Below are 14497 nucleotides of genomic sequence, written 5' to 3' on the forward strand. Positions count from 1 at the left end.
CTAAGGCAGCCCGATGAACGACCCCGCGACCCTTGCCGAAGCTGAAGCCGCCAACCGCCTGATGCGCCTCGCCAAGGAGGTCGCGCGGCATAACCGGCTCTATCATGATCTGGACGCGCCGGAGATTAGCGATGCGGACTATGATGCGCTGATCCGCGAGAACAACGTGCTCGAAGCTGCCTTCCCGCACCTGATCCGCGCGGATTCGCCTAACGCGCAGGTCGGTGCGGCCGCGACGTCGACATTGCAGAAGGTGCCACACGCCGTCCGCATGATGAGCCTCGACAACGGGTTTTCGGACGAGGATATTGCTGACTTCGTCGCGCGTGTTCGCCGCTTTCTGGCGCTGTCAGATGATGCGCCGGTGGCGGTCACTGCCGAGCCGAAGATCGACGGCCTGTCCTGCTCGCTGCGCTATGAGAAGGGCGAGCTGGTGCTGGCCGCGACACGTGGAGACGGGACAACTGGCGAGGACGTCACCGCCAATGTCCGCACCATCGCCGACATCCCCGAGCGCCTTACCGGCCCCAATATCCCCGACCTGTTCGAGATTCGCGGGGAGGTCTATATGGCCAAGGAAGACTTCGTGGCCTTGAACGAACGCCTGCTTGCCGAGGCCGAAGACCCGGAAAAGGCGCGCCAATTCGCCAATCCCCGCAACGCCGCCGCAGGTTCGCTGCGCCAGAAGGACGCGGCCGTGACCGCCGCCCGCCCGCTGCGCTTCCTCGCCCATGGATGGGGGGCGCACAGCGCGCTGCCCGCCGACACGCAACTTGGCGTCATGCAGGCGATCGCGGGCTGGGGCGTGCCGGTGTCGGATATGCTGGTTTGTGTCGACACGCTCGACGCCATACTCGCACATTATCGAGACATCGAACGCCGCCGTGCCGACCTGCCGTTCGACATTGATGGCGTGGTCTACAAGGTCGACCGCCTCGACTGGCAGCAGCGGCTGGGTTTCGTCGCGAAAGCGCCACGCTGGGCGATCGCGCATAAATTCCCGGCCGAACGTGCGCAGACCACGCTTGAGGCGATAGACATTCAGGTCGGCCGCACCGGCAAGCTTACTCCGGTAGGGCGTCTCACACCCGTCACGGTTGGCGGGGTCGTCGTCTCCAACGTCACGCTGCACAATGCCGACGAGATTGCCCGTCTTGGTGTCCGCCCCGGCGACCGCATCATCGTCCAGCGCGCTGGCGACGTCATTCCGCAGGTGGTGGAGAATCTGACGCGGGACGAGGATCGCCCGCCCTTCGTCTATCCCGATCATTGCCCCGTCTGCGGATCGGAAGCGGTGCGCGAGGAGGGGGAGGTCGACATCCGCTGCACCGGCGGCCTTATCTGCCCGGCGCAGCGTTTCGAGCGCCTCCGCCACTTCGTCAGCCGCGGGGCGCTCGACATTGAGGGGCTGGGCGAAAAGACGATCCAGGAATTTCTCGATCTCGGCTGGATCAGGGAACCCGCCGACATCTTCCGCCTCAAGGCGCATCGGCAGGAACTTCTGGCCCGCGAAGGGTGGAAGGAAACCTCCGTCAACAACCTCCTCGCCGCGATCGAGGCGAAGCGGAAGCCGGACGCCGCGCGCCTGCTCTTCGGCCTCGGTATCCGCCATGTCGGAGCCGTTACGGCGCGTGATCTGATGAAGGCATTTGTCACTCTGCCGCACCTGCGGGAAGTCGCATCGGCGGCGCATGTCCCCGCGTCGCATAACCCACAAACTGGCGTGGCGACGTTTCATGGGGATCTCACGGCGCTTAACGAGTTGACGTCTATCAACGGCGTCGGGCCGTCCGTGGTGGAAGCTCTCGGCAACTTCTTCCACGAACCGCATAATGTCGAAGCATGGGACGACCTTCTCTCCGAAGTCTCGCCCGCCGACTATATCGTCGAAACCACTGCCAGCGCCGTCACCGGCAAGACGGTGGTGTTCACTGGCAAGCTGGAAACGATGAGCCGCGACGAGGCCAAGGCGCAGGCCGAGCGGCTGGGCGCAAAGGCGGCCGGATCGGTTAGCGCCAAAACCGATCTGGTCGTGGCGGGGCCGGGCGCGGGCAGCAAATTGAAGCAGGCGACCGCGCTTGGCATCGAAGTCATTACCGAAGAGGCATGGGCGGACATCGTCAAGGCGGCGGGATAGAGCCGCGTTGGCTAGGGTCAATCAACCAACCTCCGTTCGTTTCGCGCGTAGTCGAGAAATGGGTGGGACAGGTTATCCGCTTCTCGACTACGCTCGAAGCGAACGGGATTGGGGCATGTTTTAATTGGGCAGATCGCTCAAGGCCGGAAAATAAAGAATTTCCAATATTTGCGCTCGAGGAGAAGCAGGAGTGAAAGGTCTCAACGCTCATCCTTATTGGATGAGGCTCATTCTCGGTGCGGCCTGTATTGTCGGTGCCGGGCTTGCTGGTCCTTTCAGTCACATCATCCAGTCGATGCTCGGCGTCGCGGGGGTCGGCCTAATCATTCCGATGCGAGCGCCAGAGCAATAGATTTGTAAAGTGAATATTCGTCCAAGAAAAAGGCCGCCCATGGCGACCTTTTCCTGCGGCTCATCTAACTGCCGCCTCAAAAGACCGGCATGTTTGCCGGATCGTCCGGATCGGCCACGGGCGCCGGGATCGGCGACACCGGCGAATGGATGCCGCATTCCACCTTGTCCCAGCCGCGCCAGCGGCCCGCGCGCGGGTCTTCGCCCGGCAGCACCTTGGACGTGCAGGGTTCGCAACCGATCGACAGATAGCCCTGCGCCTCCAACGGATGCCGGGGCAGGTTGCGCTCGGCAAAATAGGCTTCCAGGTCGGTCTTGGTCCAGTCGCCCAGCGGATTGATCTTCAATCGGCCATCCTCGACCTCAAACCGGGGCAGGTTCTGGCGAGTGACGGACTGAAAGGCCTTGCGACCGGAAATCCATGCGTCAAGACCATCCTTGGCGCGCTTCATCGGCTCGACCTTGCGAATGTCGCAGCAGCCGTCGGGATCATAGGACCAGCGCAGGCCGGTCTCATCCTTGGCGGCAATGACCTCGGGCAGCGGCGCGACTGTTCGGCTGTCGATAAAGCCCAGCCGCTTGATGAGCGTGTCGCGATAGTTCAGCGTTTCCGCAAACATCTTGAGCGTATCGACGAAGATCACCGGCACGGTCCGGTCCGCCCTGGCCACCAAGTCGAGCAGAACTGCGCTTTCCGTACCGAAGGAGGAGACGACCGCGACATTGCCGGCAAGACCTTCGGCAAACACCGTTTTCAGCATCGACAGCGTATCGACGCCTTCAAACCGTGTATTGAGCGCGTCGGCATCGGCCTGCGTGAAGGCAGGGCGCGCGTCGATAATGTCGATATGACGAGCAGGTTCAGCCATCTAGATTCTCCGGATGCCGCTTGGCCCAGATAGGCGCACGGCCATCGACCGATTTCTGGTAGACGTCGGCGTAGCGTGTAAGCGCGCGTTCGACCGCGGCGTCATCCAGCGCTTTGGCGGGATGAAAACTATCAAAGCCGCAGCGGCGCATGGCGACGATCTGATCGACCAGGACGTCGCCTACCGCACGCAGTTCCCCCGCATAGCCTGCTTCGCGCAGGATGCGGGCGGCGGAATAACCGCGCCCATCGCCAAAAGCAGGGAAGTTCACTTCCACCAGCGAGAGCCTGTCGAGATGCGGCAGCAATTCGCGCGCATCCTCGCCGGCCTCGATCCGCACCGCGGTGGAGTTGGACTGGCCGGTGAAGGCTTCGACCGTGACGGTCGGTTCCTGCGTGGCGTCATCTTCACGGAAGGACAGGAATTCAACCATAGATCGCCTCTTTGAAGGGCTTCATGCCGATGCGGCGATAGGTATCGAGGAAGCGTTCGCCTTGCGTTCGCTCTGCCAGATAAAAGTCCGTCACCTTCTCGATCGCATCGACGACGCCATCTTCGGAAAAACCCGGTCCGGTAATCTGCCCCAGCGAGGCATCGCCGGCACCCGAACCACCCAGTAGCAGCTGGAAATTCTCCACGCCCTTCCGGTCGACGCCCAATATACCGATATGCCCCGCATGATGATGGCCACAGGCGTTGATGCAGCCTGAAATCTTCAGCTTCAATTCGCCTAGTTCCGTCTGCCGCTCGGCATTGGCGAACCGCTGCGCGATTTTCTGTGCTAGCGGGATCGACCGGGCATTGGCGAGCGCGCAATAATCCAGGCCGGGGCAGGCGATGATATCGGTGATGAGGTCGAGATTGGCCTCGGCAAGGCCCGCCTCGTCCAGCTTCTGCCAGATGGCGTACAGGTCCGCTTTCTTCACATGCGGCAAGACCAGGTTCTGCGCATGGGTGACGCGGATTTCATCCAGGCTATAGTCTTCGGCCAGCGATGCGACCAGTTCGATCTGATCGGCCGACGCGTCGCCGGGAATGCCGGTCAGTGGCTTCAGACTGATATTGACGATGGCATAGCCGGGTGCCTTGTGCGCCGCCACTTGCCGGTCGACCCACAGGGCGAAGGCCGGATCACTGCGATCGATGGCTTCGCTCAGGCCGCTTTCATAGGCTGGCGGAGCGAAGAAGGCGCGGATGCGATCCAGTTCCTCGACCGGGGGGTTGAGGCCGAGCGTGCGCATATGCGCAAACTCTTCCTCCACCTGCCGCTTATATTCCTGGACGCCCAGTTCATGGACCAGGATCTTGATCCGCGCCTTATATTTGTTGTCGCGGCGGCCATAGCGATTGTAGACGCGTAGGCACGCCTCCAGATAGGAGACGATCTCGTCTTCCGAAACAAAATCGCGGATCAGCGGCGCGACCATGGGGGTGCGACCCATGCCGCCGCCGGCATAGACTTCCGCGCCGATGCGCCCGTCGCGCTCGACCAGCTTCAGCCCGATGTCATGCAGTCGCATGGCCGCTCGGTCCTCATCCGACGCGATCACCGCGATCTTGAACTTGCGCGGCAGATAGGTGAATTCAGGGTGGAAGCTTGACCATTGGCGCAGCAATTCGGCCCAGGGACGGGGGTCCGTCACTTCGTCCGCCGACACGCCTGCATATTGGTCCGAAGAAATATTGCGGATGCAATTGCCGCTGGTCTGTATGGCGTGCATTTCGACGCTCGCCAATTCGGCGAGGATGTCGGGCGCATCCGCCAGCTTGATCCAGTTATATTGCAGGTTCTGACGCGTGGTGAAATGGCCATAGCCGCGATCATATTTCCGCGCGATCGCGCCCAGCTTGCGCATCTGTCTGGCCGACAGCGTGCCATAGGGGATGGCGACCCGCAGCATATAGGCGTGGAGTTGCAGATAGAGGCCGTTCATCAGGCGCAGGGGTTTGAACTGGTCCTCGGTCAGAGCGCCAGACAGGCGGCGCTGCACCTGATCGCGAAATTCCTCGACACGGGCGTCCACCATGGACTGGTCATAGCTGTCGTAACGATACATGGTTCAAATCACCCAGTTGCCGGCATCGGCGTCGTTCGGTTTCAGGGTCAGGTCAGGCCGCACCGTCGGGCCAAGCGCGCGAATGCGATCCTTGATATGCGCGGGGCGCACCCCGTCTTCGGTCACGGTCGCGTCGATCACATAAGCGCCCACGACGCGCAGGGCCGCCTCCTCCGTCCGGGCAAGGTCGTCACCGGACTGGCCGACATCGACGCTGTCGCCAACCTGCCGCGACCAGCCATCGCCCGCCCACCAGATGACGTCGCCGCTGACCAGATCATTACCCGTCAATATCTTCATTCTACCCTTTTCCCGTCGGTGGTCCGACCCTGTTCTGTAACCGTCAGTGCTTGGGCGCGGTTCAGCATGTCCTGCGCCAGCGCATGCGCCGCCACGTCGCCCACCACGATCAGCGCCGGGCTGACGACCTTTTCCCGCTCCACCATGGCACCCAGATCGGCCAATAAAGTCCGCAATGTCCGCATTGCGGGCCGGGTGCCATTTTCCAGCACGGCCACGGGCAGGGCAGGCGAAACGCCATCCGCGATCAGCTTTTCGGCAATATCGGCAGCCGTCGCCACGCCCATATAGATGACGAGCGTGCGCCCGGTTCCCGCCAGTCCCGACCAGTCCTGGTCCGACAGGCCCTTGCACTGCCCCGCGACAAAGGTGACGGCGCTTGATGCGGCGCGATGGGTGAGGGGAAGCTGCGCCTGCGCCGCGCTGCCAATGGCTGCGCTGATGCCTGGGACGACCTCGACCGGAACGCCCGCCGCACGGCAGGCATCGACTTCCTCGCCGGCTCGACCGAAAATGAAGGGATCGCCTCCCTTCAACCGCACGACCCTGCGTCCTTCACGCGCCAGTTCGACGAGCAAGGCGTTGATCGCATCCTGTGGCATGGAATGGCGGCTGCGTTGCTTGGCGACCGAAATAAAGTCCGCATCCGGCGACGCCAGCGCCAATATGGCGTCCGACACCAACCCGTCATGCACGATGACGTCAGCTTCGCCGATCAGACGCGCGGCCTTGATCGTCAGCAGGTCCGGATCGCCCGGACCCGCGCCGACCAGAAAGACGGTAGCGGGAATATTGTCATCCATGTCATTGCAGATGGCCAATGCCCCGCCGCAGTTCAATTCAGAATGGATATGCAGGGGATTAGGAAATGTTTTTGCGCCAGCGACCGCGTCAGTCGCCCATCGCGCTGACGTCTATGTCCTTAAGGCCCACGCCGATGGAGGCGCGGGGCTTTTCCAGTTCCGCCGACACGACGGGGTAGGCGCAATAATCCGCGGCATAATAGGCGCCCGGCCGATGGTTGCCGGAAATGCCGATACCCCCGAAGGGCGCGTTGGACGCAGCGCCATTTGTCGGGCGATTCCAGTGGATCAAACCCGCGCGAACATTGGACCAGAATTGATTATATTGTTCCGGCGATCCGCCGACCAGTGACGCGGCCAGCCCATAGCGGCTGTTGTTCGCCTCGGCGATCGCCTCGCCGAAATCCGCCACGCGAATGACCTGTAACAAGGGGCCGAACAGTTCGACGTCAGGCCGTTCCTTCATGTTCGTCACATCGATGATCGCGGGGCTGAGGAACGGAAGGCCGGGCCGCGTGCGCACCATATGCTTGATTGGGCGACCGCCATTGCTCATCAGCCACAAGAAGCTTTCGGTCAGGCCGTCGGCAATCTGATTGTCGATGACCGGCCCCATATAGGGCGTGGGCGTCGCATGGGGCTGATCGACAATCAGCCGATCGGCCAGTTTCTTGACTTCGGCGATCAGCGTGTCGGCAATGCCGTCGCGCACGATCAGGCGACTGGCCGTCGTGCATCGTTGTCCGCTCGTCAGGAAAGCGGACTGCACGACAATGGCGGCGGCAGCCGGGATTTCCGGGGTGTCCCATACCAATATGGGGTTGTTGCCGCCCATTTCGAGAGTCAGGATTTTGGCAGGTTGCGCGGCAAATTGCCGGTTGATGGCAATGCCGGTCTGTGCCGATCCGGTAAATAATATTCCGCCGACATCGCCATGGGCTGTCAGCGCCTTCCCAATGTCGGGGCCGCCTTGCACCAATCGCATCGCGCCTGCGGGAATCCCCGCCTCGTGCAGCAGTCGCACCAGCATCTCGCCCACGGCCGGGGTCCGCTCAGACGGTTTGAACACGACAGCATTGCCCGCGAGCAGCGCGGGTATGATATGCGCGCCCGGCAGGTGCGCTGGGGCGTTGTAAGGCCCCAATACCGCCATCACGCCATGGGGCTTGTGCCGCACGGACTGGCGGGCGCCCATATTGGCTTCCAGCCGGCGTTGCCCCGTGCGCTCCGAATAGGCCGCGACACTGATGTCGACCTTGCCCATCAGGGCTGCGACTTCGTCCCGGGCATCCCAGAGCGGCTTGCCGGTTTCGCGCGCGATCAGGTCCGCCAGCGCATCTTCTTCCCACCGAACGACATTGACGAAGCGACGCAGCGTTTCGATGCGATAGGCGATGGGTTGCGCCGCCCATCGGGGCCAGGCCGCGCGCGCCGCAGCGACTTCCGCTTCGACATCGCCCGTCTGCCCCTGCCAGAGCAGGACGCCTGTGGCGGGTTCATGGGAGGTAAGCGACGCGACCATTTGTCGAAGGCTATGCCGGAAATTGGTTAATGAAATGAGAGGGTGACATGGTCACGCCACCGCCACTTGGCCATGCGCCGCGCCCATGCGACGGATGGCGGCCACCTTCTCATGCAGCGGTTCCCAGTCATCATGCTGGTCGATCGCGCTCCAGATAGCTTCAACCTCATCGATGTGCATGGAGCATGGCTGCGCATCCCGCCAATAATCATGAGTTCGCGCGTCCGGTTCCGGCTCGCACAGGGCGATGCTCCTCTGGAAAGGCCCCCATGCCGCGTCATCATAGCGGGCGGGATGCGCCGATATGCCGCCGCGCCAGTCATGGAAGAACTGGTCGATCGCCGTGCCGGTTTGCGTCATCCCGCGGACGGACGCCTCGATCATCGCTCCGGACTGGGCGCTTTCCTTCACGCCCAGCCGCCAGCAGAAACGCCGCTGGACCGCAGCGCCATAGAGGTCAGGAAAGCGCTCCAGTTGCGCGACAAGCGGCTCTGTCTCTGTGATCGCCCGGAGCGACACGGCCAGTTGCGCCACATCCCAATGGATGGCTTCGGCCTGCCGACCAAAGGCATATAGGCCGCCATGGTCGAAATAGGCGGCGGTGAAGGCCGGGTCCCAATATGGCGTGAACCGCCAGGGGCCATAGTCGAAACTTTCGCCCGTGACGTTGATATTGTCGCTATTGAGCACGCCATGGACGAAGCCCGCCACCATGTAGCTCGCCGCCAGATCGGCGGTCCGCTCGACAACCCGGCCCAGTAATTGGGCGGCAGGATCAAGGCCCGGCGCTTCGTCATAAAGATGCCGCAGCGCATAGTCGGTCAATCTTTCCAACAGCGCCTTGTCATCCAGATACGCCGCCCGCTGGAACGTGCCGATGCGGATATGCGAATGGCTGAGGCGCACCATGACGGCGCCGCGTGTCGGCGATGGCTCGTCATTGCGCTCCAATGCCTCGCCCGTCTCGATGATGGACAGCGTGCGGGACGTATTAACGCCCAGCGCCTCCAGCATTTCCGTCGCCAAAATCTCGCGTACGCCACCCTTCAGCGTCAGCCGTCCGTCGCCAAAACGGCTATAGGGGGTTTGCCCCGATCCTTTGGTGCCAAGATCAAGCAATCTGCCATGTCCGTCGCGCAACTGGGCGAACAGGAAACCCCGGCCGTCGCCGATGTCGGGATTATAATGGCGGAACTGATGGCCATGGTAGCGCATCGCCAACGGCCGCGGCAGGCTGTCTTCCAGCGGCGCGAAGCGACCGAAATGCGCGATCCAGGCATCATCTGACAGATGGTCCAGTCCGACGTCCGCTGCCGCCCGGTCATTGCGGTAGCGCAGGATCGTCTGCGGAAAGTCGGCGGCGGCCACCGGATCGGCGATATCGGGCATCAACGCGTCGATTTGGGTCGCGGGACAATAATTGGCGGCTTGCGGCGTCTGGCTCATGCGGCGATATGGGGGTGTCAGGGCGGAAGGATCAAGTTTGACCGGCTATACGGATGGATATTGGTGGTCACCCGACGGGCTGCGGCTCCATTATCGGGATTATATCAGGGCAGGGGACGATGATGGTCGCCCGCCTTTGCTCTGCCTGCCCGGCCTGACGCGCAATGCGCGCGATTTTGAGCCACTGGCCGAGCGTCTGGCCGGCCAGTGGCGGCTCATCTGCCCCGACATGCGCGGTCGCGCGGAAAGCGCCTATGCCAAGGACGCGATGAGCTATGTGCCGCTGACCTATCTTCAGGATATCAGCCGCCTGGTCGCGGACCTGGAGATTACGCGATTTGTCGCGATCGGGACGTCGCTGGGCGGCATCCTGACCATGTTGATCGCCGCCACCCACCGCGAGTGGCTTGCGGGCGCGTTGCTCAATGATGTCGGCCCGGCGCTCGACCCCGCCGGTCTGGACCGCATCCGTTCCTATGTCGGCGTCGGCCAGTCCCACCCCACCTGGGTCCATGCCGCTCGCGCGCTCGCGGATTCCAACGGCGACGTTTACCCCGGCTATGGCCTGGAGCAGTGGATCGCCATGGCCAAGCGTCTCTATCGCCTCAATAGCGGGGGACGGATCGTGCTCGATTATGACATGAAGATCGCCGAACCCATTCGTGCGATGGGCAGTGAAGCCGGCGTGGATATGTGGCCGGTCATGTCCGCCTTCGCCGGCATCCCCACGCTGTTGCTGCGCGGTGAGCGGTCCGATTTGTTGAGTGCGGACAATGCGCTGCGCATGGCGCGCGACATCGGCCCAAGCGCTGAACTCGTCACCGTGCCCAATGTGGGTCATGCGCCGGCGCTGGACGAACCGGACAGTATCGCGGCGATCGACCGGTTGCTCGACCGGGTGCTGCGTGGCTGAACGACCGCACATCCTCCATGTCCATGGCAGTTTTTCCCTGGGCGGCAAGGAAGCCCGCGCCACGCGCCTGATGAACATTTGGGGTGCCAAGGCGCGCCACAGCATCATGAGCGCCGATCCATCCGCCATGGGGGCGCGCGACGCGATCGATCCGGTTATCGATGTCACCTATCCCGATGCCCCGTCCTTCGCAGGCAAGCCGGGCCTTGCCCGCTATCGTGAGATCCAGGCTTTCCTCAAAGGCTTTGATCTGGTCCTCACCTATAATTGGGGGGCGATGGACGCTGTGATGGCGCATCGGCTCGGCGGCGGCACCGCCAAGGGGCTGCCGCCGCTCATCCATCACGAAGATGGCTTCAACGCGGATGAGGCAGAAGGGCTGAAGACCAAGCGCAACCTGTTCCGCCGCGTTGCGCTACAGCGCGCTTATGCTCTGGTCGTGCCGTCCGTGGTGCTGGAGGGCATTGCCCGCACGATATGGCGCCAACCTGCCGACAGGCTGCACCTCATCCGTAATGGCATAGACGTGGCGCGCTACACGGCCCCGCCCATGCAGGATGCGATCCCTGGTCTGGTGCGGACGCCCGGAAAACTGCTGGTCGGCACGCTTGCCGGATTGCGGGCGGTCAAGAATATCCCCCGCCTGGTCCGCGCGATCGCCGCGCACAAGGACCGGCTGCAACTGGTGGTCGTGGGCGAAGGGCCGGAACGAGAGGCGATCCTTGCCGAAGCAGAGGCACATGGGCTGCAAGACATGCACATGGCCGGCTTCCTGGACCGCCCGTGGCGCTTTGTCGGCCTGTTCGACATTTTCGCCTTGTCGTCGGACAGCGAGCAATTTCCGATTTCGCTGGTGGAGGCGATGGCCGCTGGCCTGCCTGCCGCTTCGATGGATGTGGGCGACGTCGCCAACATGGTCGCGCCCGAAAATCGCCCCTTCGTCGTAGGCGACGAACAAGCTCTTTCCCACGCTCTGGGGCAATTGGCTGCGGATGCAGACTTGCGTGACCGTCTGGGCGCCGCCAATCAGGCGCGCGCCGCCCGCGATTTCGCCGAGGAAACCATGGTAAATGCTTATGCGTCTCTCTACGGCGAAGCTCTGGCCAGCCCCATGATTTTGCGCTAGGGCGCGCGAAATTCGTCATGGGCAGCCGATGCTGCTATAAGGTCGCTTTTACCCGGTCATGAACCGGGCGCATGTGCAGGAGATGTCGTTGTTCAAGGGGTTGAAGCCCATCGTCTATGGCGGCCGCGAAGTCTGGCCGCTGGTCGAAGGCGGCAAGGGTGTTGCCGTGTCCAACCACGCCAGTTCGGGCGCATGGGCGGCCGCCGGCGGCATCGGCACGGTGTCAGCGGTCAACGCCGACAGCTATGACAGTTTCGGCAACATCATCCCCCAAATCTACCATGGCCGCACCCGGCGCGACCGGCATGAGGAATTGATCGCCTATGCGATCGACGGCGCGGTCGAGCAGGTGAAGCGCGCGTTCGAGATTGCCGGTGGCAAGGGCGCAATCAATATCAACGTCCTGTGGGAAATGGGCGGAGCGCAGCGCGTGTTGCATGGCGTGCTGGAAAAAACCCGTGGGATGGTCGCGGGTGTCACCTGCGGCGCGGGCATGCCCTATAAGCTGTCTGAAATCGCCGCCTCCTATGGCGTGTCCTATCTCCCCATCGTGTCGTCGGGCCGCGCCTTCCGCGCCCTGTGGAAGCGCGCCTATTCCAAGGCGTCGGAATGGCTGGCGGCGGTGGTCTATGAAGACCCATGGTTGGCCGGCGGCCATAATGGCCTGTCGAACGCCGAAGATCCCCGCGCGCCACAGGACCCCTATCCGCGCGTCAAGGCGCTGCGCGACACCATGCGCGAAGGCGGCATTTCGGACGACGTGCCCATCGTCATGGCCGGGGGCGTCTGGGCGCTCAAGGACTGGAACGACTGGATCGACAATCCCGAACTCGGCTCCATCATGTTCCAGTTCGGCACGCGGCCGTTGCTGACGCAGGAAAGTCCCATTCCTCAGGAATGGAAGGACCGGCTGCTACAACTGGAGCCGGGCGACGTTCTGCTCCACAAATTTTCGCCGACCGGCTTCTACAGCTCGGCCATCCGCAACCCTTTCCTCCGCTCGCTCGAAGCGCGGTCCGAACGGCAGATACCGTTCAGCACCGAACAGGCCGGCGATCATACGCATCAGCTTGATGTCGGCGTGAAGGGCAAGAATTTCTGGGTGACGCTGGGCGATCTTCAGCGGGCGCGCCAATGGTTCGGCGCCGGCTTCACATCCGCGCTCAAGACGCCGGACAATACGCTGGTGTTCGTGACGGAAGAAGAAAAGGCGGAAATTCGCAAGGATCAGACCGACTGTATGGGCTGTCTCAGCCAATGCGCCTTTTCCAGCTGGATGGACAGCGAAACCAACTCGACCGGTCGCCTGGCTGATCCACGCAGTTTCTGCATTCAAAAGTCGCTCCAGGAATCGGTTCATGGCGGCGATCTGGACAAGAATCTGCTGTTTGCCGGTCATGCCGCTTACAAATTTAAGCAGGACCCCTTTTATTCCAACGGCTTCGTTCCGACCGTCAAGCAGTTGGTCGACCGCATCCTGACGGGCGATTGAGCCCGATGATCGGCGACGTGCCCGGCCTGGCTGTGCTGGAATATGATGCGGCGGATTTCGCCATCGTTCGACCGGGGCAGTTTGTGCTCTGCGCCGTCTCGGGAGAGCGAATCGATTTGCATGACCTGAAATATTGGAGCGCGCGCTGGCAGGAGGCTTATCGGGGAGCAGAAGAGGCGACCAAGGCCTATCTGCGGCACCAGGGCACGGTAGGCGAAGAAGGTGCCGTTACGGGTAGATAGCGGCCCTACCCATCACATATTTTGTGCCATTCTGGCCTGCATGGTTCGCAATTTTACGGTTTCGTTAACGGCTGTTTTGTTGTAATCTTTCCTCATAAGCGACGAAGATCGCTCTTGGGTGAAGGATGTCCGTTCATGTCTCGTATCGATGTTTTTGGTGACCGTATCTGCATCATTTCCAGCCTGCTGATCGTCGGCTGGTTTTTGTACAGCGTAGTCAGCTGACGAACGCCTGGATGCAGGTGACATTCTGCGGGCGTCAGATCGTTTGAGCCGAACAAGCCGCTTCGCAGATGTTTCGACGTGACCCGGTCAGCCAGGTACGACGACGCGCCCCTGTCAGCGTCTAGCGAAACACCACCGTCTTGCCGCCGTTGAGCAGCACGCGCCGGTCGGCGATCCAGGATACCGCCCGGGCCAGAACCTGCGCCTCGATATCGCGGCCTATGCGGATCAGGTCTTCCGGCGTCGCGCGATGATCGACCCGCTCGACCGCCTGTTCGATGATCGGCCCTTCGTCGAGATCAGCGGTAACGAAATGCGCGGTCGCGCCGATCAGCTTGACCCCCCGCTCATGCGCCCGGTGATAGGGGCGGGCGCCCTTGAATCCGGGCAGGAAGCTGTGATGGATATTGACGCAGCGCCCCGCCAGACGGTCGACCAGCTGTTCTGACAGAACCTGCATATAGCGCGCCAGGATCAGATAGTCCGATCGGCTGCGATCGAAAATGTCCAGCAACGCCGCCTCCTGCGCGGCCTTGTCGCCATTGGGCGGCAGCTCATGATAGGGGATGCCGTGCCATTCGGTGATGCGCCGCATGTCGGGATGGTTGGACACGACGCCCATGATGTCCACGGCAAGCATGCCCGCCTGCCAGCGGTGCAGCAGGTCGGCAAGGCAATGGGATCCCTTCGACACGGCGATCAGCATGCGGGGGCTATGCCGGGCTTCTTCCAAAGACCACTCCATGGCGAAGCGCGTGCCGATCATGGCAAAGTCCGCACGCAACGCCTGGGTGTCGCGCATGCGATCGTCCGTCGCCTCGAACGCGACACGCATGAAAAACAGGTCGGCGTCGCGGTCGGCATATTGCTGGCTGTCGGTGATGAAGCCGCCTCGCTCGGCCAGGAATTGGCTGACAGCGGCAACGATGCCGACGCGATCGGCGCAGACGAGTGTCAGCACCCAGGATGACTCGACAGCGTGTGGCAACGGCCCCTCCAACAATATGCGGATTA

13 protein-coding genes are annotated in these 14497 nt (G+C 62.5%); 5 read left to right on the plus strand and 8 right to left on the minus strand.

From position 1 onward, the window contains the following. Window positions 1–13: 13 nt before the first annotated feature. Window positions 14–2137 carry an NAD-dependent DNA ligase LigA gene (gene ligA, locus RLDS_RS44695; RefSeq protein ID WP_021226945.1) on the plus strand — a complete coding sequence of 708 codons (2124 nt, stop codon included), beginning with the start codon at window positions 14–16 and terminating at the stop codon, window positions 2135–2137. Between the two features lie 428 nt (window positions 2138–2565). Here the strand turns inward: ligA and RLDS_RS44700 are convergent, their stop codons facing one another. The 7 genes from RLDS_RS44700 to RLDS_RS44730 all read right to left on the minus strand — a co-directional run bounded on the left by RLDS_RS44700 (window position 2566) and on the right by RLDS_RS44730 (window position 9485). Then, complete coding sequence (locus RLDS_RS44700; RefSeq protein ID WP_021226947.1) at window positions 2566–3357, minus strand: phosphoadenylyl-sulfate reductase; 792 nt, start codon at window positions 3355–3357, stop codon at window positions 2566–2568. Continuing rightward, window positions 3350–3790, minus strand: coding sequence for a DUF934 domain-containing protein (locus RLDS_RS44705; protein ID WP_021226948.1), 441 nt, complete (start codon window positions 3788–3790; stop codon window positions 3350–3352). Before RLDS_RS44705 ends, RLDS_RS44700 begins: the two co-directional genes overlap by 8 nt. Then, a complete protein-coding gene (locus RLDS_RS44710) occupies window positions 3783–5414 on the minus strand; it encodes a nitrite/sulfite reductase (protein WP_021226949.1) in 1632 nt (543 codons plus the stop codon). The genes RLDS_RS44705 and RLDS_RS44710 overlap by 8 nt, the downstream gene beginning before the upstream one ends. A gap of 3 nt (window positions 5415–5417) precedes the next feature. Then, on the minus strand, window positions 5418–5714 hold the full coding sequence (locus RLDS_RS44715; protein WP_021226950.1) for a DUF2849 domain-containing protein: 297 nt from the start codon (window positions 5712–5714) through the stop codon (window positions 5418–5420). Then, entirely contained in the window at window positions 5711–6517 is an 807-nt protein-coding gene (gene cobA / locus RLDS_RS44720) for a uroporphyrinogen-III C-methyltransferase (protein ID WP_031298482.1), read from the minus strand. Before cobA ends, RLDS_RS44715 begins: the two co-directional genes overlap by 4 nt. Window positions 6518–6605: 88 nt before the next feature. After that, window positions 6606–8039, minus strand: a complete 1434-nt coding sequence (astD, locus tag RLDS_RS44725; protein ID WP_021226952.1) for a succinylglutamate-semialdehyde dehydrogenase — start codon at window positions 8037–8039, stop codon at window positions 6606–6608. 51 nt (window positions 8040–8090) lie between these two features. After that, window positions 8091–9485 carry a protein adenylyltransferase SelO gene (locus RLDS_RS44730; protein WP_021226953.1) on the minus strand — a complete coding sequence of 465 codons (1395 nt, stop codon included), beginning with the start codon at window positions 9483–9485 and terminating at the stop codon, window positions 8091–8093. Window positions 9486–9522: 37 nt separating this feature from the next. Between RLDS_RS44730 and RLDS_RS44735 the strand changes: the two genes are divergently transcribed. From RLDS_RS44735 to RLDS_RS44750, 4 genes are all read left to right on the plus strand, one after another. Next, complete coding sequence (locus tag RLDS_RS44735; RefSeq protein ID WP_021226954.1) at window positions 9523–10398, plus strand: alpha/beta fold hydrolase; 876 nt, start codon at window positions 9523–9525, stop codon at window positions 10396–10398. Continuing rightward, window positions 10391–11524, plus strand: a complete 1134-nt coding sequence (locus RLDS_RS44740; RefSeq protein ID WP_021226955.1) for a glycosyltransferase family 4 protein — start codon at window positions 10391–10393, stop codon at window positions 11522–11524. The genes RLDS_RS44735 and RLDS_RS44740 overlap by 8 nt, the downstream gene beginning before the upstream one ends. A gap of 88 nt (window positions 11525–11612) precedes the next feature. Then, window positions 11613–13016, plus strand: coding sequence for an NAD(P)H-dependent flavin oxidoreductase (locus RLDS_RS44745; protein WP_031298484.1), 1404 nt, complete (start codon window positions 11613–11615; stop codon window positions 13014–13016). A 5-nt stretch (window positions 13017–13021) separates the two neighbouring features. After that, the gene (locus tag RLDS_RS44750) at window positions 13022–13258 is read left to right on the plus strand and encodes a DUF2093 domain-containing protein (RefSeq protein ID WP_021226957.1); all 237 of its coding nucleotides are present in this window, start codon (window positions 13022–13024) and stop codon (window positions 13256–13258) included. A gap of 346 nt (window positions 13259–13604) precedes the next feature. On the opposite strand, the gene purU is transcribed toward RLDS_RS44750, so the two are convergent. Beyond that, on the minus strand, window positions 13605–14444 hold the full coding sequence (gene purU, locus RLDS_RS44755) for a formyltetrahydrofolate deformylase (protein WP_021226959.1): 840 nt from the start codon (window positions 14442–14444) through the stop codon (window positions 13605–13607). Between the last annotated feature and the right edge of the window lie 53 nt (window positions 14445–14497).

The organism is Sphingobium lactosutens DS20 (assembly GCF_000445105.1).
In the GTDB taxonomy this organism is placed as follows: domain Bacteria; phylum Pseudomonadota; class Alphaproteobacteria; order Sphingomonadales; family Sphingomonadaceae; genus Sphingobium; species Sphingobium lactosutens.

Bases quoted from the DNA above. Each gene is read 5' to 3' on its own strand.
- RLDS_RS44705 (WP_021226948.1), bottom strand. From the start codon at position 3,790: ATGGTTGAATTCCTGTCCTTCCGTGAAGATGACGCCACGCAGGAACCG.
- RLDS_RS44750 (WP_021226957.1), top strand. From the start codon at position 13,022: ATGATCGGCGACGTGCCCGGCCTGGCTGTGCTGGAATATGATGCGGCG.
- astD (WP_021226952.1), bottom strand. From the start codon at position 8,039: ATGGTCGCGTCGCTTACCTCCCATGAACCCGCCACAGGCGTCCTGCTC.
- ligA (WP_021226945.1), top strand. From the start codon at position 14: ATGAACGACCCCGCGACCCTTGCCGAAGCTGAAGCCGCCAACCGCCTG.
- cobA (WP_031298482.1), bottom strand. From the start codon at position 6,517: ATGGATGACAATATTCCCGCTACCGTCTTTCTGGTCGGCGCGGGTCCG.
- RLDS_RS44715 (WP_021226950.1), bottom strand. From the start codon at position 5,714: ATGAAGATATTGACGGGTAATGATCTGGTCAGCGGCGACGTCATCTGG.
- RLDS_RS44700 (WP_021226947.1), bottom strand. From the start codon at position 3,357: ATGGCTGAACCTGCTCGTCATATCGACATTATCGACGCGCGCCCTGCC.
- RLDS_RS44710 (WP_021226949.1), bottom strand. From the start codon at position 5,414: ATGTATCGTTACGACAGCTATGACCAGTCCATGGTGGACGCCCGTGTC.
- RLDS_RS44730 (WP_021226953.1), bottom strand. From the start codon at position 9,485: ATGAGCCAGACGCCGCAAGCCGCCAATTATTGTCCCGCGACCCAAATC.